Below are 20,670 nucleotides of genomic sequence, written 5' to 3' on the forward strand. Positions count from 1 at the left end.
CTCTGGCAGTAGGCTAGGCACTGTGAAGCAGCGCATTTACGATTCTCGCACCCAGTCGGTCGTCGACTTCGAGCCCCGCGAGGCGGGCCGGGTCGGGCTGTACGTGTGTGGGCCGACCGTGCAGTCCTCACCGCACATTGGGCACCTGCGCAGCGCGCTCGTGTACGACCAGATGCGGCGATGGTTTGCGGCCACCGGACACGACGTGACCCTGATCCGAAACGTGACGGACATCGACGACAAGGTCCTCGACAACGCGCGGCTGGGCCAGGAGGCCGGCGGCAGCGAAGAGTGGTGGGCGCTCGCGTACCGGGTCGAGCGGGAGTTCACGGCGGCCTACGAGGCACTCGGGGTGCTCCCGCCCACCTACGAGCCGCGGGCCACGGCGAACGTTGATCGGATGATCGCGCTGATCGAGCAGCTGATTGCGCGTGGTCACGCGTACCCGGCCGCCGACGGCTCGGCGAGCGTGTACTTCGACACGGCGAGCTGGCCGGAGTACGGCGCGCTCACTCGGCAGCGCCGCGACCAGATGGAGGACGCGGCAGATTCCGAGCCCGTGGGCAAACGAGATCCGCGCGACTTCGCGCTGTGGAAGGCGTATCGCGACACCGAGCCCGAGTCGGCGTCCTGGCCGTCGCCGTGGGGGCGCGGTCGCCCCGGCTGGCACATCGAGTGCTCGGCGATGGCGCACCGGTACCTGGGCGAGGAGTTCGACATTCACGGCGGCGGGCTCGACCTGCGCTTCCCGCACCACGAGAACGAGCTGGCCCAGTCGCAGGCTGCCGGCCACGCGTTCGCACGGCACTGGGTGCATAACGGGCTCGTGAACACCGGCGGGCAGAAGATGTCGAAGTCGCTCGGGAACTCCCTGTTCGCGTCGGACCTCCTCGCGCAGGCCCGGCCCGTCGTGCTGCGGTACTACCTGGGTTCGGCGCACTACCGCTCGGTGCTCGATTTCTCGGACACCTCCCTCGCGGAGGCCGAGGCCGCGTTCTCACGGATCGAGGGCTTTCTCGCGCGGGCCGCGGACGCGGGGATCGACGCTGACGCCGCGGCACCGCGCAACGTGCAGGCGGCGGATCTGCCCGCGGAGTTTGTCGCGGCGATGCACGACGACTTCGCGATCCCGCAGGCCCTCGCCGTGATTCACCAGGCCGTGCGGGCCGGGAATTCGCTCCTGGACGATCGCAACGCGCAGGATCCGGCGGCCATCGCCACGTATACTTATCAGGTTCTCGGCATGCTCGAGGTGCTCGGTCTCAATCCGAGAGACCCGCACTGGGCAGGCGCGGAGCGCACCACCGCGCTCGACAGTCTCGTCACGGCGCTCATCGCGCAGCGATCCGAGGCGCGCGCGAACCGAGATTTCGCGAAGAGCGACGAGATCCGCGACGCCCTGCAGGATGCAGGCGTCGCGCTCGAAGACACCCCAACCGGAACCCGCTGGAGCCTGACATGAGTAACAAGAAGAGCCGTACCGGAGCGATCCGGAAGAAGGGGCTCGGCAAGGCCGTCGGTTCCGGGGGTCAGGGCCGGCAGGCGCTGGAGGGCCGCGGCCCCACGCCGCGGGCCGAGGATCGCGAGTACCACGCCGCATACAAGGCGAAGAAGGCGCGCGAGCGGTTTGTCGCCGCGAAGGAACGGCACGCCGCGCGCACGGGCCAGTCCACGGACCGCGGGCGGTCCTCGGGCGGTCCGCGCAAGAAGGACGAGTCGGAGCTCGTCACCGGCCGCAACGCCGTCGTCGAGGCACTGCGCGCTCGGATCCCGGCATCGACGCTGTACATCGCGTCCAAGGTCGAGATGGACGACCGCATGCGAGAGATCCTGCGCCTCGCGACCAACCGCAACGTCCCCGTGCTTGAGGTCATGCGGCAAGAGCTGGACCGCATGACGGAGCGCGACACCGTGCACCAGGGCGTGGTGCTGAAGGTGCCGCCCATGGAGTACGCGCACCCGATGGAGATGCTCGATCAGATCATCGATCGCGGCGATACGCCGCTGATCGTCGCGCTCGACGGGGTGACGGATCCCCGCAACCTGGGCGCCATCATTCGCTCCGTGGGCGCGTTCGGCGGCCAGGGTGTGGTGGTGCCGCAGCGCCGCTCCGCCGGCCTGAACTCGGCCGCGTGGAAGACCTCCGCGGGGGCTGCGGCGCGGATCCCGGTCGCGATGGCCTCGAACCTCACGCAGACGATCAAGGAGTTCAAGAAGCAGGGCGTCTTCATCGTGGGGCTCGACGGCGACGGCGACGTGATGCTGCCGGGTCTCGAGCTTGCGGATCGGCCGCTCATGATCGTGATCGGCAGCGAGGGGAAGGGCCTGTCCCGGCTCGTCACGGAAACCTGTGACGCGATCGTCTCGATCCCGATCCACGAGGTCACGGAGTCGCTGAACGCCGGCATCGCGGCGAGCGTCGCACTGTACGAGGTGTCGCGCCTGCGCGGTGCCGCGGCGGCGGCCGCTGACGTCGACTAGAGCACCGTCAGCTCGGTGGCGCGCCAGCGCTCCGCGTTCCACTCGATTCGGAACGCCACCACGCTGGTGCGGCCCCGGGCATGCAGGACGACCGCCGCTTCGATCGCCTCGGGGTGGGGCCGGCTGCTGTGCACGGGGCCCGGGATCGCGACGATCCGGCGATGATCGTGCAGCATGGTCCGCCGCTCCGTGCGCAGCGCGCGGCGCGCCTGGAGTTCGCGGGCGACGTCCGGTGTGACGGTGCCCGCCAGCTGTGAGACGGTGCGGGTGCCCTCGACCGCCTCGAACGCGTACAGCGCGAGGCGCTGCAACGCCGGCATCGGCGGCGGGAGCGGGACCGGACGGTGCACCGTTCCCGGGTCCGGAGCATCCGGGGGCGGTGCGGTGACCAGCCGGAGCCGTGCGGCACCGCCCGTGTGCGCGCGATGATGGAGGTGCGCGGCGGGACGCCCGGTCGTCTCCGTGGCGGGTTCGGGCATGGTTCGCGCGGGCGTCGGCTCAGGCACAGGGGATCCCTTCGGTGTTCCCGAGAACGATGCTGTGCGAGTTCCCCCACCGTCGCCCTGGGGAGCCCGGGATCGAAATGTGTGGTGCCCACCCTAGAAAAATGCACCCAATCGGGGTCAACGACCTTTCTCGTCCAGGTGCTTGGTAGCGTGTCCCGGGTGCCAGAATCCTGCCCGGTGTGCTCTACGCTGGTGACGTGGCTACACTGCGGAATCTTGCGACGAAGTACTCCTCGATCAGCGAAGAAGAGATCGAGTGGCTTGAGCTGCTCACCCTCGACTGGCAGCTCCTCGCCGACCTCGCGCTCAGCGACGTGGTGTTGTGGGTGCCCACCGAGAACGACGAGTACCTTGCGGTGGCGCACAGCCGCCCCGCGGGATCGGTCACCCTGTTCTACCGAGACGTGATCGGGGACTTCCTGCGCTCCGATTGGCGCGGACTCGTGGATCAGGCGATGACCACCGGCAAGCGGGCCGTGTCGACCTCGCCCGCGTGGTACGAGGAACACCCGATGCGCCTCACCGCCTACTCCGTGAATCGGACCGACGCGCAGGGCGCGCTGCAGGGCCCCTTTGCCGTGCTGACCGTGCACACGAGCGTGGCGGACACGCAGCCTGCTTCGCGGATCGGTGCCGCGTTCCGCGAGGTGGCCGAGGACCTGTTCGGGATGATCCAGGACGGCTTGTTCCCCACGCCGAGCGACTCGCGCGGCGGCGAGCAGGGTTCGCCGCGCGCCTCCGATGGACTCGTGCGCGTCAACCTTGAGGGTGAGGCAACCTTCGCGAGCCCGAACACCCAGACGACGTTCACGACGCTGGGCTTCCGCGACGAGATCGAGGGCGAGAATTTCGCGGAGGTGATCGCCGAGATCGTGAAGGGGCAGTTCGACACCAACGAGTCGCTGCCGCTCATCGCGCAGGGGAAAATCGCGAAGCGCGTGGAGATCGATGCGCGGGGCCGCACCGTCACCCTGCGATCGATTCCCGTGTTCCGCGACGGCGCTCGCGTGGGTGGGATCGTCCTCACCCGCGACGTCACCGAATTGCGGCAGCAGGCGCAGGAGCTCATTACCCGCGACGCAACGATCCGCGAGATCCACCATCGGGTGAAGAACAACCTGCAGACGGTGGCGTCGCTGCTGCGTGTGCAGGCCCGCCGCGCCCGCAGCGAGGAAGCCAAGGAAGTGCTAGGGCAAGCGATGCGTCGCGTCGCCGCCATCGCGGTCGTGCACGACACGCTCGCGACGGGGCTCTCTCAGATCGTGAACTTCGACGACGTGTTCGACCGTGTGCTCGGGCTCGCCGCTGAGGTGGCCAGCCTGCACGGCACCACCGTGCACCCGCACAAGGAGGGCTCGTTCGGCGAACTGCCCTCGGAGTACGCGACGCCGCTCGCGCTCGCGCTCACCGAGATCGTGACGAATGCGGTGGAGCACGGCCTTGCCGGTCGTGAGGGTGAGGTGTTCATCCGGGCCGACCGCAACGATCAGCGCCTGGCGGTCGAGGTGGTCGATACCGGGACGGGGCTCCCGGGAGGCACGGTGGGTGACGGCCTGGGCACGCAGATCGTGCGGACCCTGATCGAGGGCGAGCTGGGCGGCACGATCGAGTGGGCCCCGGATGCCGGCGGCGGCACGCGGGTGGCGATTCAGTTCCCGCTGCACTGGATTTCCACGCAGACCCGCGAGATGCCGCGCGTACGGGTGTAGTCCCGCGCGGGCCGCGGGCCGCGGGCCGCGGGCCCCACTCGCGAACGGCCCGGATGGGTATTTGATAGGATTCACACAGTTAACGAGAAGCTGTGAGGTCCGATGGTGCATCTGAAGCGCGCGTCCGGCGAGCGAGGCCGGCCCCGAACGACACGCAGGCGAGCCCGTGCGGCGGTGACCCTCGCCGCCGCGCTCACCGCCACGGCCACCGCGTGTGCGCCGTTCACCCTGTCGCTCTCGGTCCCGGCCACCTCCGCTCCCGCCGAGGTTCCGGGTCCCGCGCCCCAGCCCTCGAGCGCCCCCGAACCCGAAGCAACGGCCCCGGCAGCCCCGAAGCGCGCCGCCAACGTATGCGCCGACGGCTCGACGCCGCGAGAGATGCGGTTCACCGACGCGAGTCCAAACGGGCGGTGGGGCGGGACGATTCGGGAACACGGCGGCAAGAGCTACCGGCTCGAGGCCACCGTCGAGGATCGGGGGTGCGAGGTCACGGGGACCTTCACCTACGTCGAGCTGGGGTGCAGCGGAACCTGGTCGGCCCCCGCAGCGGAGGACGTCTCGGAGCCTCAGCCGGGGCCCCGCGGGATCCGAGCACGCATCACGGAGACCGTGACGCAGGATCCGGATCAGGCCTGCGCCAGCACGGCGCAGGTGCAGCTCGTGTATGGCCCCGCCGGCATGCTCTACGCCTCGGGGTGGGACATGCCGGACGGTTCGGACATGGAGTCCCGGGCACAGCTGGAACCGCTGCCCTGAGGCGTGCCAGACGCGCCGTGCCCCGCAGCTGACTCAGCGACGGGGCACGGCGCGCGTGGCGGGCGGGCGCGGCTCAGCGGCGGCGATTCCGAACGATCACCGCGGCGCTCACCGCGAGCAGGATCGCACCCAGACCCAGCATCGTCGCGATGATCCAGGCGTCGCCGTCGAGCGGCCCCGGGCCAAACGAACGCTGCGCCACGTAGCCGCAGAACACCAGGATCAGCGCGCCCCACACGATCGGGCTGGTGCGCGGCAACGGTCGGGCGCGGCTCGGGGCAACCGCCGCGGGTGCCGGCGACGTGCCTGCGGGGGCTGCCGGTGCCGGATCGGGGGGAAACGGTGCCGGGCCGCCACTGCCGGGCGCGGTGCCCGGCGCAGGCGGCGCGGTCCGTGCGGGAGTTCCGGGCTGCGCGGGCACTGCGGGCTGCCCGGGAGTCACGGACTGCGCAGGTCCTGCGGACTGCCCGGGAGTCACGGGCTGCGCGGGCAGTACCGCGGTGGGCTCGGTGCCGCTCTGCGTCGGGAGCACGACGGTCGGCTCCGCCGCGGTGGGCGCTGTGCCGGTCGGCTCTGCGCCGGGGAACTCTGCGCCAGTGGGCTCTGCGCCGGCCGTGCTTTCTCGCCCCGGCGCCGGCTGTGGCCCGGTCCCGCCAGCGTTCGGTGTGGTGGTCATCGTGCCCCCTCCAGTTCGCGGTCGAGTTTCAGCGTGAGCGCCTCACGCTTACGCTCAAGCCCCTCACGTTTCCCCTCGGTGATGTCGGGGTTTTCGAGCAGCCAGTCGACTCGGGCGATCTCGGCCTCGAGCTCGGTGGCACGCTCGGAGCTCGCATCCCGCGCGTCCGCTTCGGCGGCGCGCCGCGCGTCTTCCTGAGCCTGACGCTCGGCCTCGCGCTGCGCCTCGCGCTGGGCATCGAGCTTCAGCTGTTCCCGGTCCTCATCGGTTCCCGGGACGGCCCCGATCAGCGTCGCGCTTCCGGCGAGCATGTACACGGTGACCCGCGGGATCCCGCGCTGCGTGCCGCGATCCGGCACGTTCACGGCGACGGTCCGGTTGAGGAACGGCCCGGCCATGTGCTCCCCGTCACCGTCCGCGTCAGCGAGCTGGCCCGCGAGCATCCGGACCGTGACCAGAGCGGGAGTGTCGGTGGGAAGTTCGATCTCGCTGCGCCCGGCGAGCTGCCACACCACCAGGTCGCTGTCGCCGGGGCGCAGGGTCGTGAGGTCGACCTCGGAGGATCCCGCGAGCAGCACCGCGCCGGGGAGGCTCCCGCCGGTCACGTGCATGGTCCCGAAGGGCTGGAACCGGGTGCCCCAGGGGAGTACCACCGTCACGAGCAGGGCGAGCACGCCGAGGAACGACAGGAAGCCGACCCAACCGGTATGGCGGCCTCGAATACCGGCAACGATCAGGGAGATGGCCAGCACCGCGAGTCCAGCGGCGATCGCGGCGATCGCGGCCGGGTGGACCCCGCTCGCGAAGGGAAGGAGCGGTTCCGTGCTGAATGCCCACGCCGCCGCGCCGCCCGCCGCGAGCAGAGCGAGCGCCAGGGTGAGGATGGTGTGCCCTGCGCCCAACTTGGTGGCGTCGTGGTGCTCCGCGTACCGGGCGCTCCACGCGTCCGCCTGCTTGCCCACCTCGTCGCCCCAGCGGGCGGCCGTCTCACCGGCGCGCTGCCCCCAGGCGCCGGCCTGCTCGCCGAACCGGTGCGCAAACTCCTCGCTGCGGTCCGCGAACGCCGTCGTCTGTGCGGTGAACCCCGCGGCACCCGGCGGCGTCGGCGCCGCCGGGTCCGGCGTCGACCCGTGTGGTCCGGGAGCCGACCCCTGCGCCTCAGATGTCGCCCCGTGCGGAGCCGATCCGGGCTGGGCCTCGCCCTGCGCCGGTCCTGGCGCGGTGGTCGAGCCGCTCTGCTGGGCGCGTCCGCGCTCGAGCATCACCTTGCGCAGCCACAGCCCGCCGAACACCAGGATCGCGATCCACGCGATCCAGCTCAGCGTCGCGCTCAACCAGTCGGGGAGTCCGAGGACGCCCCATGCGCCCCATCCCCAGGCCGCGAACGGCGTGTGAACGCCCGGAATGACGATCGAAAGCACCGCCGGGATAAAGACCACGACCGCGAGGATGATCGCGGTGGTCAGGACCCCGGCGCTCGCTCGCCCCCGGAAGATCTCCTCCACATGGATGCGGCCCGTGAAATCGGGGAGCAGGAGCCAGCCGAGCAGGTAGAGCAGGATGCCGGGGCCACCGAGGAGCGCGAGCACCACAAAGATGCCGCGCACCAGCATCGGATCGAGGCCCGTACGCGCGGCGATGCCGCCCGCGACACCCGCGAACCAGCGATCGCGGCCCCGGACCACGCCGAGGTTGCGCAGCCAGGTGAAAAACGCGCTCCCGGTGGGCGGGGGCGTGGTCCCGGGCGGGGGAGGTTCCGGGGACGACTGCCCCGCGGGATCGGCGTCAGGAGTGTGGTTCATGTCTTCGAGTCTGCCGGACCCCGCGGGTGGCGGCTATGCGGGTTCCCCCTGACCCGACCCTGACTTTCACCGATTCGACCCCCGAGTCGCCGGGGCAGGTGCTTGGATGGAACCATGACCCGCCCCCCGCTCCTGCGCACCACCGACGACCGGTTGCTTGCCGGCGTGTGCGGCGGGCTCGCGGCACACCTCGGCCTCCCCGCCACCGTGGTGCGGGGGATCATGCTGGCGCTCGCCCTGCTCGGTGGTGCGGGCGGCCTGCTGTATCTGTGGTTGTGGGCGACGATCCCGCGCGCGGGGGAGACCGACCCGATCGTGCCGATGCGCCGCGCGCTGACCCGCCCGGCTGCGGGGCAGCACGAGCGCGAACCCGGAACGACGGCCGCCCGGGTGGACAGCCCGGACCAGGGCGCGAGGGCGGCGTCAGGGCGCGCGTCGACCGCCTCACGGCAGGCGGCCGCGTCCCATCCCGCCGTGCCGCAGCCGGCCGCGCTCGCGCCCACGCCCGCCCCGGCACCCGCTCCGGAGGGGACATCGGACGCGGCCGCAGCGGCCGCGCCCCGACGGACCCGGTGGCCGATCGCGGAACTCTTGCTGGGTGCGTGTCTGCTCGTCGCAGGACTCGGCCTGGTGCTGGTGCGGCTGGGCGTGGAACTCAATCTCGCGGTGGTCCTCCCCGCCATGGCCGTGCTGGTCGGGGTGGGACTCACCTGGTGGCAGATCGCCGACCGTGACCGTCCCGACCGCAACCAGGTGCCCCGGGTGCTCGGGGCGCTCGCGCTGGTCGCCGCAGGCGTGCTGCTCTTTTTCGTCACGTCCCGCGAGCCGAGCGCCTGGACCGTGATCACGGCGGCGTTCGCGGTGCTCGCTGGGGTGGCGCTGGCGATCGCGCCGTGGCTGCTCCGACTCAACCGCGAACTGATCGCCGAGCGCGCCGCCCGCGCTCGCGAGGCGGAGCGCTCGGACATCGCCGCCCACCTGCACGACTCGGTGCTCCAGACGCTCGCGCTCATTCAGCAGCGCTCCGAACCCGGGAGCGAGGTGTCGCGGATCGCGCGCGGGCAGGAGCGCGAACTCCGCGAATGGTTGTTCCGTGCCGCGGACGGGATCCCGCACCCTGCGCGCGAGGCGGTCGGCGAGGAGCTGCGCGCGCACGCCGCCGCCCTTGAGGATGAGCACGCGGTGCGCTTCGAGATCGTCGAGGTCGGCGCGCTCGGCGAGGTGCCCGAGCCGCTCCTGGCCGCAGCGCGCGAGGCGATGCTCAACGCCGCGCGGCACGCGGGCGGCGACGTCACCGTGTACGTTGAAGCCACGGATGCGCGGATCAGTATCGACGTCACGGACCGCGGTCCGGGTCTCGACCTCGCCCAGCTTCCGCCGGGGCGCATGGGGGTCCGGGAGTCGATTCTCGGCCGCATGGAGCGCGCCGGTGGCACCGCGCGCATCGTGCCGGGACCGGGTGGCGGCACCTCGGTGCGGCTCGGAATCCCGCGCGAAGATCCCGCACCCCCGCCCGTCCCCACCGAGGAGCCCAGCAGCGATGAGTAGCGAACCGACATCCGCGAACCCCCCGATTCGTGTGGTCATCGTCGACGATCACCAGATCTTCCGCACCGGACTCCGCGCCGAACTCGGTCCGGAACTCGACGTTGTGGGCGAGGCCGCCACCGTGGACGAAGCCGTGAGCGTGATTGCCGCGACCGCGCCCGACGTGGTGCTGCTCGACGTGCACCTCCCGGGCGGAACCGGCGGTGGCGGCGCCGAGGTGCTGCGGTTGCTCGCGCCGGCCGCCACGCGAGTCCTGGCGCTGAGCGTGTCCGACGCCGCGGACGACGTGGTGAGCGTGATCCGGGCGGGGGCGCGTGGTTACCTCACGAAGACCGCTTCTGGGGCCGAGGTCACCGCCGCGGTCGTGCGGGTGCACGGCGGCGACGCGGTGTTCTCGCCCCGGCTTGCGGGGTTCGTGCTCGACGCCTTCGGGGCGGGCGGCGGGGAGATCGCCGCGGCCGACGACGAGCTCGACAGGCTCTCGGCGCGTGAACAGGAAGTGATGCGCATGATCGCCCGCGGCTACGCCTACAAAGAGGTCGCCGCTGAGCTGTTCCTGTCCGTGAAGACCGTGGAAACCCACGTGTCGAAGGTGCTCCGCAAGCTCCAACTCTCGAACCGGCACGAACTCACCGCCTGGGCGCTGTCCCGCCGCCTCTTGTAGCTCCCGCACTCCCGGGCTGTGCCTCTCAGGCCTGCCCCCGGGGATGTCCGGGCACACGACCGGCGTCGAACCCTCAGAAACGTGCGTTCTCGGCCCCTGGGAGCGCGCGAAACTGGCTTCTTGAGGGGACTGGGGCGCGGTGCTCGGGAACTCGAGGCCGAGGGCTGCGGCGGTGCCGGATCAGGCCCAGCCCGGGAGCCACAGGTGTGCGCGCCAGAACCAGTCCGCGATGGGCTGTCCGCTCCACGCGGGGAAAAAGAACAGGGCCAGCGCGAGCGCACACGCCACGAAGAGGGCCGCCGCAATCCGGCGGCCCTGGAGCTCAGCCGCGGCGGGCGCACGGAACCCGAGCTCGTCCGCGGCGCGACTGAGCGCGCCGATCCGGCAGGCGACGCCGAGAACGAGTGCCAGGGCGAGCGCGGCGAACGGCGTCAAGACGACCGCGTAAAACTGGAAGACTGCCGAACGGGAGACCGTGGCCACCCACGGCAGCCAGCCCGACAGATACCCGATCAGCACGAACCCGCTCACGGTGCCGAGCGGGATCGCGAGTGCCGGGGCGGGGGCCGGGCCAAGCCGTGGCGGCACGGCGTGCCGGGCGGTGGTCAGCACCGCACTGGCCCGCCGCACGCGGACCGAGCGCACCGCGAACCACAACAGCACCCCGAGCGCGAACACGCCACCCCACGTCACCAGGGGGTTCGGGAGGGGGGAGACCGCGGACACGCATTCCGTCCACGGGCAGCCGTCCGCCCAACGGTGCTCGTACATGGCGGTGGGACGGAGCGCGAGCGGCCACGTCAGCGGGTGCGCCTGGTACGGGTGCGGCGCGCTGAGGGTGCTGTGCCACTCCAGCATGTCGCGGTGGTAGCGCACGAGCGCCGGGAACCAGTGCTCGCCCGGAGTCCGGCCCCAGCCGCCCGGCGCGAGGATCCAGCCGATCCAGCTCGCGAGATACGTGAGCGCCGTGAGGGGGAGCGTGAGCAGTGCCGCGACGCCCGCCTGGCCCACGGCGCGGGACCACGGCCGCGGGGTGCGGGATCGCAGCCGCAGCAGGAGGTCCCGGATCGTCACGAAGATGAGGAACGCGGCGAGCGGGTACAGGCCCGACCATTTCACCGCCGCGGCGGCGCCGAACGCGAGGCCCGCCGCGACGAGCCAGGGCCGCGCCCACACGACCGGGAGCGGGCGCTTCGGATCCACCGCAGCGTCGCGGAAGCGCTGCGCGAGCGCCAATTGATCCTGCCAGACGAACAGGGCACCGAGAGCGATGAACATCGCGAGGAATCCGTCGAGCAGCCCGACCCGGCTGAGCACGACGTTGACGCCGTCGATCGCGAGCAGCAGCCCCGCCAGGCACGCCACAAGCATGCTGCGCGAAAGCAGCCAGCCGAGCCGCATGACGATCCCGACGGTAGCGACACCGGCAAAGGCCGAGGCGCTGCGCCAGCCCCAGCCGCTCTCCGGTCCGAAGAGCAGCACGCCGAGCCCAATGAGCCACTTCCCCAGCGGCGGGTGCACCGCGTTTGTCGGATCCGCCGTGAACGCTGTGGCGCGATCTCCCGACATATCGGGTTCGCTGTCGGGCCAGATGGTGGGGAAGCCATGGCTCAGCTGGCTGATCGCATCCCGGACGTAATACAGCTCGTCGAAGACCAGCGTGCCGGGCCGATCGAGCGCCCAGAAGCGGAGCGCCGCGGCGATCCCGAGCACGATGACCGGTGCCACCCATCTCAGCTGCCGCGTGCGCATGTGTCCAGACTAGGCGTTCAGGGCCTGGTGAGAGGGCTACGATGGTGGGGTGATGACACGGCTCAGCAACTACTTTCTGAAGACCCTGCGCGAGGATCCCGCCGACGCCGAGGTGGCGAGCCACCGACTGCTGGTGCGGGCGGGATATATTCGGCGCCAGTCCCCGGGTGTGTTCGGGTGGCTGCCACTCGGCCTGCGGGTCAAGGGCAAGCTCGAGCAGATCATCCGCGAGGAGATGGCGACCGCGGGGGCGCACGAGGTGCACTTCCCGGCCCTGCTGCCGCGTGAGCCCTACGAGGCCACGGGCCGGTGGGAAGAGTACGGCGAGACGATGTTCCGCCTGCAGGATCGACACGGCGCGGACCACCTGCTCGCGCCCACCCACGAGGAAGCCTTCACCCTGATGGTGAAGGACATCGTGAACTCCTACAAGGATCTTCCGCTGCAGCTGTTCCAGATCCAGGACAAGTACCGCGATGAGGCGCGGCCGCGTGCCGGGCTGCTCCGCGGGCGCGAGTTCACGATGAAGGACGCGTACTCCTTCGACGTGAGCGACGAGGGCCTCGCGGCCGCGTACCAGAAGCAGCGCGATGCCTACGAGCGGATCTTCACGCGGCTCGGGCTCGACTACGTGATCGTCTCCGCCGACGCGGGGGCGATGGGCGGTTCGCGCAGCGAGGAGTTCCTGCTGCCCATTCCGATCGGCGAGGACACCTTCGTGCGCTCCGCGGGCGGCTACGCGGCCAACGTCGAGGCGTACGCGACGCCGGTGCCCGAGGAGATCCCGTTCGACGACGCCCCGGCAGCGGTCGTGTTCGATTCGCCCGATACGCCCACCATCGACACCCTGGTCGCGCTCGTGAACGCCGAGCTGCCCCGCCAGGACGGGCGCGAGTGGAACGCCGCGGATACGCTCAAGAACGTGGTGCTCGCGGTGACGCCGATCGGGGGAGAGCGCGAGCTGGTCGTCGTCGGGATGCCCGGCGACCGTGACGCCGACCTGAAGCGCGCCGAGGTCGCCTTCGGCGGCGCGGACATCGAGCCTGCGACCGCGGCGGACTTCGAGCAGCACCCGGGCCTCGTGCGCGGGTACATCGGGCCTGTGCGCGGCGGCGAAGCCGTGCTCGGCACCGAGGGCAGCACCGGCGTGCGGTACCTGGTTGACCCGCGGGTGGTGTCCGGCACGTCCTGGATCACCGGCGCGAACGAGGCCGAAAAGCACGTCGCGTATCTCGTCGCCGGGCGGGACTTCACGGCCGACGGCGTGATCGATATCGCCACGGTTCGGGATGGCGACCCCGCGCCCGACGGCTCCGGTCCGATCGAGACCGCGCGCGGCATGGAAATTGGCCACGTGTTCCAGCTGGGCCGCAAGTACGCCGAGGCCCTGGGCCTGAAGGTGCTCGACGAGAACGGTAAGCTCGTGACGGTCACGATGGGCTCCTACGGTATCGGCGTGACGCGCATCATGGCGATCCTCGCAGAGCTCAACCACGACGAGCGCGGACTGGTCTGGCCGCGCTCGATCGCGCCCTTCGATGTGCACCTCGTCGCCACGGGCAAGGATCCGGTGGTCGCCGAGGTCGCCGAGAACCTCGGCGCTGAGCTCGAGGCTGCCGGTCTCGATGTGCTCTTCGACGACCGGCCCAAGGTGTCCCCGGGCGTGAAGTTCGGCGATGCCGAGCTGCTGGGTGTGCCGCGTGTGGTGGTGGTCGGCCGCGATGCCGCGGAGGGCTTCGCTGAGGTCTGGGACCGCGCAGCTGGCACGAAGGAGCGGGTCGCGCTCACCGACGTGGCCGCGCTGTTCAGCGCGTAGTCATCGCCACCTGAACGGGGCGGGGCCGTCGCACACGATGCGACGGCCCCGCCCCGTTTTTCATGTTTGCATTCCTGAAACGGAATTCCTTGACACGACGATCTGGGTATATTCCGGTTTCGAGATGTGCGCCTGCGAGAGTGGAACCCGAACGACACATCCCTGAACGAAGGAGTTCGCCATGACCGAGACGACTGACCAGGCAGCGAAGCCGACCCCCGCATTCGTGGGGGCCTCGTGGGTGGCACTCCTGCTCGGCATGGGCGCGTACTTGATCGGCCTGTTCAACGCCGGCATGGAGCTGAACGAGAAGGGCTACTACTTCACCCTCCTGATGTTCGGCCTGTTCGCCGCGGTGTCGCTGCAGAAGACCGTGCGTGATCGCGCCGACGGGCTCCCCGTCACCAACCTCTATACGGGGATTGCGTGGTTCGCGCTGGTGGTGTCCCTCGCGATGCTGGCCATCGGACTGTGGAACGCCGGCAGCATCACGCTCAGCGAGAAGGGGTTCTACGGCATCAGCTTCGCGATGAGCCTGTTCGCTTCGGTGGCGGTGCAGAAGAATGTGCGCGACCTGGCCCAGTTTGCGAGCGAGGAAGATGGCGAAGGCATCGACGCCCCGAGCGGAGTTGCCGCCGTCAGCGACGGCTACATGCGCTAGGACGTATATGCCGGGTCCTGTATGGGGCGCGTCGCCGCGAACCGCCGGGATCCGCACCGCTCTGGCGAGATCCAGACCGCTAGAGTACGCTGGTCACTTCTCCGCGCCGGAAGGCGTGACAGCTGAATAGACAGTTCAATACAGAGGAGGCTGCGATGAAAATCGAGCTGGTAACGCTACGACAGATCGAACGTGAGAAAGAGATTCCGTTCGACGAACTGGTCGAGATTATTGAGCAGGCCATCCAGACCGCGTACCTGCGTCACGCGGAAAACCAGAATCTCCCGGTGCCCCGCGAATCCGATGTGCGGGTGACGCTGGACCGCAAGACCGGCGAGATTTCCGTGCTCGTGCCCGAACTCGACGACGACGGTCAGGTGATCGGCGAGGCCTACGTCACCACCGACGAGTTTGGACGCGTCGCGTCGAGCGCCGCGAAGCAGGTCATCAACCAGCGGCTGCGCGACCTGAGCGATGACGCCGTCCTCGGCACCTTCAAGGATCGCGAGGGTCAGATCGTCTCGGGCGTCGTGCAGCAGGGCCCGAACCCGCGGATGGTGCACATCGACCTGGGCGAGCTTGAGGCGATCCTCCCTCCCGAGGAGCAGATCGCCGGCGAGAAGTACCCGCACGGCATGCGCATCCGCGTCTACGTGACCAGCGTCTCCAAGGGCACGAAGGGCCCGCAGGTTGTCGTCTCCCGCACGCACCCGGGCCTCGTGCGCAAGCTCTTCGAACGGGAGGTTCCGGAGCTTGCCGAGGGGCTCGTCGAAATCGTGTCGCTCGCCCGTGAGGCGGGGCACCGCTCGAAGGTGGCGGTGCGCGCGAAGCAGGCTGGCATCAACGCGAAGGGCACCTGCATCGGCGAGATGGGGAGCCGTGTGCGCGCCGTCATGGCTGAGCTCGGTGAAGAGAAGATCGACATCGTGGATTACTCGCCGGAACTGCCGAAGTTCGTCGCGAACGCCCTGTCGCCCGCGAAGGTGACCGACGTCTTCATGCTGAACGAGTCGCTGAAGCAGGTGCGCGCACTCGTCCCCGACTTCCAGCTCTCGCTGGCTATCGGCAAGGAGGGCCAGAACGCCCGCCTCGCCGCGAAGCTGACGGGCGCGAAGATCGACATCCAGCCCGACTCGATCATGAACGACTAACGCTCTCTGGATGTCGATCTTCGCGCGTTTCACGGAAGGGCGGAGCCCTGACGTGGAACGTCCGTATTGCCGACATCCAGCCCGCGCGGATTCCTAGGGCGAGAACGCGTCAGCGTTCTCGCGGGATCCGCGGTGACGCTTCTGCGTCACATCATGAACGACTAACGCTCCGCCCGAACCCGACCGAGACACCAATTTCGCACCTTCTTCACACGAGAACGGTGCGAGATTGGTGTCTCGGTCGGGAGCGTGCGGGAGGTGGCGCACCGCGGCGGAGCGCGACACGCGTGCAGAGCGCCCGCGACACGCGGTGACTTGCTGAGCGTTGTACGCGCGCTGAGCGAACGGCGCAATGAAGAAGTGGGAAGCTGGTAAGATGGATGCGGTTCGGACCTGTGTCGCGTGCCGCGCGCGTGAATCGCGCGGGGCACTCCTTCGGGTGGTGATGCACGATGGGCAACTCTGCGTTGACGATCGTGCGGCGCTTCCCGGAAGAGGTTCGTGGGTACATCCCACGGCCGAGTGTCTGAAACTGGCAGTGACTCGCGGAGCCTTTCCGCGGGCGTTGCGTGTGTCGGGGAAGCCCGACGCAAGCCCTTTAGAGAACAGGCTGAAAACACTCATGGACAACTAATGAGCGGCTCACGATGAGACCCGTCCAGTAATTTTGGTTCTCGCCTGTCTGGCGTGAACCCAGACAGGAGAAAAGTGGCTAACCCACGCGTACACGAGATCGCTGCGGAGATCGGTGTCGACAGCAAGGTCGTTCTGGCCAAGCTGAAAGAAATGGGCGAGTTCGTGAAAGCGTCCTCGTCGAGCGTTGCACCCCCGGTCGCACGCAAGGTCAAGGCAGCACTGGCTGCTGATGGCGCGACCGGCTCTGCCGGTGGCGCACCCGCCGCGCCGGCGGCCCCCGCCGCCCCCAAGCGCCCGAGTGCTCAGAAGCCCGGCCCCCGGCCCGGCCCGAAGCCCGCGGCCCCCGCTCCGGAGCCGGCAGCACCCGCGGCTCCGGCTGCTCCGAGCCCTGCCCCGGCAACGCCGGCCGCGGAGGCACCCACGGATGCGAAGCCCGGGAGCCCGGCAAAGCCCGGCGCGGCGAAGCCTGCGAGCCCGGCCAAGCCTGGCGCGGCAAAGCCGGCCACCCCGGCAAAGCCCGGCGGCAAGGCAGCACCGAAGCCGGGCGGCCCCCGCCCCGGGAACAACCCGTTCGCTTCGAGCCAGGGCATGGGCATTCCTCGCCCGCCGCGCCCCGGCAACAACCCCTTCAACTCCAACCAGGGCATGCCCCGTCCCGGTGGCGGCGCAGGCCGCCCGAACCCGGGCAACATCCCGCGGCCTTCGCCGCGTCCGGCACCCGGCGCAGCCGGTGCGGGGCGTCCCGGCGGTCCCGGTCGTCCGGGCGGCGGCGGTCGTCCCGGTGGCGGTGGCTTTAACCGTCCCGGCGGCGGTGGCGCGGGTGCTCCCGGCACCGGCTTCGCGGGTCCCCGTCCCGGCGGCGGCTTCGCTGGCCGCGGGCGCGGCGGCCGTGGCGCGGGCACCGCTGGCGCATTCGGTCGTGGCGGCTCCAAGAGCAAGGCACGCAAGTCGAAGCGGGCGAAGCGGGCAGAATTCGAGATGCGCGAGGCGCCGTCGCTGGGCGGCGTGAGCGTACCCCGCGGCGACGGATCGACTCAGATCCGCCTGCGCCGTGGCGCATCGCTCTCGGACTTTGCCGACAAGATCAACACGAGCGCCTCGAACCTCGTGACCGTGCTGTTCCACCTCGGTGAGATGGCAACGGCAACGGAGTCGCTCGACGAGGCGACGTTCCAGATCCTCGGTGAGGAGCTGGGCTACAAGATCCAGGTCGTCTCGCCCGAGGACGAGGACCGCGAACTGCTCGAGGGCTTCGACATCGACATCGAGTCGGAGCTTGAGGAAGAGGGCGACGACGTCCTGCAGCCCCGCCCGCCCGTGGTCACGGTCATGGGTCACGTCGACCACGGTAAGACCCGACTGCTTGACGCGATCCGTAAGGCGAACGTGGGCAGCGGTGAGGCCGGCGGCATCACCCAGCACATTGGTGCCTACCAGGTCCACACCGAGCACGACGGCATCGACCGCGCGCTCACCTTCATCGATACCCCGGGTCACGAGGCGTTCACCGCCATGCGTGCTCGTGGTGCTCAGGTCACCGATATCGCGATCCTCGTGGTCGCGGCAGACGACGGCATCATGCCGCAGACCATTGAGGCGTTGAACCACGCACAGTCGGCGAACGTGCCGATCGTGGTCGCGGTCAACAAGATCGATAAGGAAGACGCGAACCCGGAGAAGGTGCGCCAGCAGCTCACCGAGTTCGGCCTGGTGTCCGAGGAGTGGGGCGGCGACGTCATGTTCGTCGACGTCTCGGCGAAGAACAACATCGGTATCACCGAGCTGCTCGACGCGGTTCTGCTGACGGCTGACGCAGGGCTCGACCTGCGCGCCAACCCGGACAAGGACGCGCGCGGCGTCGCCATTGAGGCGAAGCTCGATAAGGGTCGTGGCTCGGTTGCGACCGTGCTTATCCAGTCGGGTACGCTCCGCGTGGGTGACGCGATCGTTGCGGGCACGGCCTACGGGCGTGTCCGTGCGATGCACGACGAGAACGGCGATCCCGTGCTCGAGGCGCTGCCCTCGCGCCCCGTGTCGGTGCAGGGTCTGTCCAGCGTCCCGCGCGCCGGTGACAACTTCATCGTGACCCCCGAGGACCGCACGGCTCGTCAGATCGCTGAGAAGCGTGAAGCCGCCGAGCGCAACGCGATGCTGGCGAAGGCCCGCAAGCGGATCAGCCTCGAAGAGTTCACGAAGGCGCTTGAGGATGGCAAGGTTGAGTCGCTCAACCTCATCATCAAGGGTGATGTGTCGGGTGCCGTCGAGGCACTCGAGGAATCGCTCATGAAGATCGAGGTCGACGATTCGGTCCAGCTCCGGATCCTGCACCGCGGTGTGGGTGCGATCACCGAGTCGGATGTGGATCTCGCCACGATCGACAACGCGATCGTCATCGGCTTCAACGTGCGTCCCGACGTCAAGGCTCGCGAGCGCGCCGCGCGCGAGGGCATCGACATCCGCTTCTACAACGTCATCTACAACGCACTCGATGACATTGAGGGTGCGCTCAAGGGCATGCTCAAGCCCGAGTACGAGGAGAAGCAGTCCGGTGTTGCGGAGGTCCGCGAGGTCTTCCGTTCGTCGAAGTTCGGCAACATCGCGGGTGTCATCGTTCGCTCCGGCACGATCACGCGCAACGCGAAGGCCCGCGTCATCCGCGAGGGTGTCGTCGTGGCCGATGGCCTGGCGATCGAGTCGCTGCGCCGCTTCAAGGACGACGTCACCGAGGTGAAGACGGACTTCGAGGCAGGCATTGGCCTCGGCAAGCACAACGACATCCAGATCGGCGACGAGATCGAGACGACCGAGATGGTGGAGAAGCCGCGCGACTAATGCGAGGCGACAACGGCCCGGGCAGCGCACGCTGCCCGGGCCGTTTCCGTTGGGTGAGCCGCCTGCGGCGCCCGCCGGGCGGAGCTCACAGCTGCTGCACGCGCACCGTGTTGCCCGCCGGGTCCCGGAAGGCGAAGTCGCGGGTGCCCCAGTCCTGGTCCATGGGCTCCTGCAGGATCTCGGTGCCCGCGGCCTCGACTCGTGCGAACAGCGATTCGAGCTCGTCAGTGGCGAACACGATCGAGGCGTAGGAACCCTTCGCGATGAGCTCGGCGATGACGCGCCGTTCGTCGTCGGTGAGGCCCGGATCGACCGCGGGCGGACTGAGCACGATCGAGGTGTCCGGCTGGTTCGTCGGGCCGACCGTGAGCCAGCGCATGTCGCCGTAGCCGACGTCGTTGCGCAGCTCGAAGCCGAGGACGTCGCGGTAGAAGGTGAGTGACGCCTCGGCGTCGGTGTGCGGCAGGAAGGTCACGTGAATGTTGATGTTCATGCCGGCCACGCTACTCCGGCTCTGCTCCGGGAACTTCTCGATTCCTGACCGGTTTGGTGGCGCGCAGCGTCACGATCCCGGGGAGCCCCGTGAGCGGCCCGCCGCCCTCGCGGCGATACCGCCCGGGTGGCATCCCGACGAGTTCCGTGAACCGCGTGGTGAACGTGCCGAGCGAACCGTAGCCCACGGCGAAACACACCTCGGTGACGGAGAGATCGCCGCGCCGGAGGAGCGTCATCGCGCGTTCGATCCGGCGCGTCATGAGGTAGCTGTAGGGCGATTCGCCGTAGGCGGCGCTGAACTCCCGGCTGAGGTGTCCCGCGGACATGCCCACGCCGCGTCCGAGCTCGGCGACGTCGAGCGGCTCGGCGTAGTCCCGGTCGATCCGGTCGCGCACGCGTCGCAGCAGACGGAGCGTCCGGAGGCGCGGCTCGTCCGCCGCGGTGTTCATCGCCCTGCGGGGCCCGGGTGCGCGGCCGAGGGATGCGGTGCCGCGTGCGGGAGGTCAAAGCGACGACCCTCCGGCCGCGAGGGCAGCAGGAGCAGCACGAGCACGGCGAGATCGCCGAGGGGCACGAGCGCGAGAAACCAGAGCGGTCCGGGCAGGTTCGCGTCATGGAGCCGACGCCAGGTGATGGCGAGGGTGGGGAGCACGAAGCCCAGCAGTGCGAGGGCCCCGAGGATGAAGAGCGCGGCGGCCAGGGGCTCCGCCAGGGAATCAGGCAGGCTCAGCACGATCCCGGCGGCGACGCCCCACGCGCCGACGAGGAGGACGCAGAACAGCCGGGAGAACCAGTATTCGCTGAGCGAGGCGCGTCCGCTGAATCGCGCGTAGCCCTGGAAGAACCGGCCGATCGCTTGCCCGAATGTCGCGCCGTAGCGGGGGCGGTGCAGCTCGCGCGGATCCTGTGCGCCGTCGAAGGGCTCCCCGGGTCCCGGAAGGAGTCGCGTGTATCCGGAAGAAGCTGGCGTTGCGTACTGCGGTGCCGCGTACTGCGGTGCGGCGTACTGCGGTGCGGCGTACTGCGGTGCCGCGTATTGCGGTGTCGCGTACTGCGGTGCGGCGTACCGCGGTTCGGGCGGCGTGCCCGCGGCGGGATCGCGGGGCGGCACTGGATCCGAAGGATGATCGTTCACGAGACCACTTTCGTCAGCGGGACGGGGTGACCTCCACGTTACCGGCGATC

18 protein-coding genes are annotated in these 20,670 nt (G+C 69.8%); 11 read left to right on the plus strand and 7 right to left on the minus strand.

The features are described from left to right. The first annotated feature begins 22 nt into the window (after positions 1-22). The gene (gene cysS / locus D3230_RS05085) at positions 23-1,462 is read left to right on the plus strand and encodes a cysteine--tRNA ligase (protein WP_202343926.1); all 1,440 of its coding nucleotides are present in this window, start codon (positions 23-25) and stop codon (positions 1,460-1,462) included. Beyond that, positions 1,459-2,481 (plus strand): 23S rRNA (guanosine(2251)-2'-O)-methyltransferase RlmB, encoded by a 1,023-nt coding sequence (gene rlmB, locus D3230_RS05090; protein ID WP_202343927.1) that lies wholly within the window; start codon positions 1,459-1,461, stop codon positions 2,479-2,481. Before cysS ends, rlmB begins: the two co-directional genes overlap by 4 nt. On the opposite strand, the gene D3230_RS05095 is transcribed toward rlmB, so the two are convergent. Next, positions 2,478-2,987: an Rv3235 family protein gene (locus D3230_RS05095; protein ID WP_202343928.1), complete on the minus strand. Its 510-nt coding sequence runs from the start codon at positions 2,985-2,987 to the stop codon at positions 2,478-2,480. The genes rlmB and D3230_RS05095 overlap by 4 nt on opposite strands. 197 nt (positions 2,988-3,184) lie before the next feature. Here D3230_RS05095 and D3230_RS05100 point away from each other — a divergent pair, with 197 nt between their 5' ends. Beyond that, positions 3,185-4,696: a histidine kinase N-terminal domain-containing protein gene (locus tag D3230_RS05100; RefSeq protein ID WP_202343929.1), complete on the plus strand. Its 1,512-nt coding sequence runs from the start codon at positions 3,185-3,187 to the stop codon at positions 4,694-4,696. A gap of 174 nt (positions 4,697-4,870) precedes the next feature. Further along, positions 4,871-5,452 carry a hypothetical protein gene (locus tag D3230_RS05105; protein ID WP_202343930.1) on the plus strand — a complete coding sequence of 194 codons (582 nt, stop codon included), beginning with the start codon at positions 4,871-4,873 and terminating at the stop codon, positions 5,450-5,452. A gap of 73 nt (positions 5,453-5,525) precedes the next feature. On the opposite strand, the gene D3230_RS05110 is transcribed toward D3230_RS05105, so the two are convergent. After that, a complete protein-coding gene (locus D3230_RS05110) occupies positions 5,526-6,128 on the minus strand; it encodes a hypothetical protein (RefSeq protein WP_202343931.1) in 603 nt (200 codons plus the stop codon). Next, positions 6,125-7,930 carry a PspC domain-containing protein gene (locus D3230_RS05115; RefSeq protein ID WP_202343932.1) on the minus strand — a complete coding sequence of 602 codons (1,806 nt, stop codon included), beginning with the start codon at positions 7,928-7,930 and terminating at the stop codon, positions 6,125-6,127. The genes D3230_RS05110 and D3230_RS05115 overlap by 4 nt, the downstream gene beginning before the upstream one ends. Positions 7,931-8,044: 114 nt before the next feature. Between D3230_RS05115 and D3230_RS05120 the strand changes: the two genes are divergently transcribed. After that, entirely contained in the window at positions 8,045-9,478 is a 1,434-nt protein-coding gene (locus tag D3230_RS05120; RefSeq protein WP_202343933.1) for an ATP-binding protein, read from the plus strand. Next, positions 9,471-10,142 carry a LuxR C-terminal-related transcriptional regulator gene (locus tag D3230_RS05125; RefSeq protein ID WP_202343934.1) on the plus strand — a complete coding sequence of 224 codons (672 nt, stop codon included), beginning with the start codon at positions 9,471-9,473 and terminating at the stop codon, positions 10,140-10,142. The genes D3230_RS05120 and D3230_RS05125 overlap by 8 nt, the downstream gene beginning before the upstream one ends. A 180-nt stretch (positions 10,143-10,322) precedes the next feature. Here the strand turns inward: D3230_RS05125 and D3230_RS05130 are convergent, their stop codons facing one another. Continuing rightward, entirely contained in the window at positions 10,323-11,894 is a 1,572-nt protein-coding gene (locus D3230_RS05130) for a phospholipid carrier-dependent glycosyltransferase (RefSeq protein WP_237466945.1), read from the minus strand. A 49-nt stretch (positions 11,895-11,943) separates the two neighbouring features. On the opposite strand from D3230_RS05130, the gene D3230_RS05135 reads away from it, so the two are divergent. The 5 genes from D3230_RS05135 (at position 11,944) to infB (ending at position 18,990) form a co-directional block, all read left to right on the plus strand. After that, positions 11,944-13,710 (plus strand): proline--tRNA ligase, encoded by a 1,767-nt coding sequence (locus D3230_RS05135; RefSeq protein WP_202343935.1) that lies wholly within the window; start codon positions 11,944-11,946, stop codon positions 13,708-13,710. Between the two features lie 181 nt (positions 13,711-13,891). Beyond that, the gene (yiaA, locus tag D3230_RS05140; protein ID WP_202343936.1) at positions 13,892-14,371 is read left to right on the plus strand and encodes an inner membrane protein YiaA; all 480 of its coding nucleotides are present in this window, start codon (positions 13,892-13,894) and stop codon (positions 14,369-14,371) included. Positions 14,372-14,526: 155 nt separating this feature from the next. Continuing rightward, positions 14,527-15,522 carry a transcription termination factor NusA gene (gene nusA, locus D3230_RS05145; protein WP_202343937.1) on the plus strand — a complete coding sequence of 332 codons (996 nt, stop codon included), beginning with the start codon at positions 14,527-14,529 and terminating at the stop codon, positions 15,520-15,522. Between the two features lie 376 nt (positions 15,523-15,898). Next, a complete protein-coding gene (locus D3230_RS05150; protein ID WP_202344089.1) occupies positions 15,899-16,156 on the plus strand; it encodes a YlxR family protein in 258 nt (85 codons plus the stop codon). A gap of 74 nt (positions 16,157-16,230) precedes the next feature. After that, complete coding sequence (gene infB / locus D3230_RS05155; protein ID WP_202343938.1) at positions 16,231-18,990, plus strand: translation initiation factor IF-2; 2,760 nt, start codon at positions 16,231-16,233, stop codon at positions 18,988-18,990. Between the two features lie 85 nt (positions 18,991-19,075). Here the strand turns inward: infB and D3230_RS05160 are convergent, their stop codons facing one another. Genes D3230_RS05160 through D3230_RS16330 form a run of 3 tightly spaced genes read right to left on the minus strand, consistent with a single transcriptional unit; the run spans position 19,076 to position 20,620 of the window. Next, positions 19,076-19,483, minus strand: coding sequence for a VOC family protein (locus D3230_RS05160; protein WP_202343939.1), 408 nt, complete (start codon positions 19,481-19,483; stop codon positions 19,076-19,078). Between the two features lie 10 nt (positions 19,484-19,493). Continuing rightward, complete coding sequence (locus tag D3230_RS05165) at positions 19,494-19,934, minus strand: helix-turn-helix transcriptional regulator (RefSeq protein WP_202343940.1); 441 nt, start codon at positions 19,932-19,934, stop codon at positions 19,494-19,496. Further along, complete coding sequence (locus D3230_RS16330) at positions 19,931-20,620, minus strand: DUF805 domain-containing protein (protein WP_202343941.1); 690 nt, start codon at positions 20,618-20,620, stop codon at positions 19,931-19,933. The genes D3230_RS05165 and D3230_RS16330 overlap by 4 nt, the downstream gene beginning before the upstream one ends. Positions 20,621-20,670: the final 50 nt, after the last annotated feature.

This window comes from Leucobacter chromiireducens subsp. solipictus, from assembly GCF_016758195.1.
Taxonomy (GTDB): Bacteria; Actinomycetota; Actinomycetes; order Actinomycetales; family Microbacteriaceae; genus Leucobacter; species Leucobacter solipictus.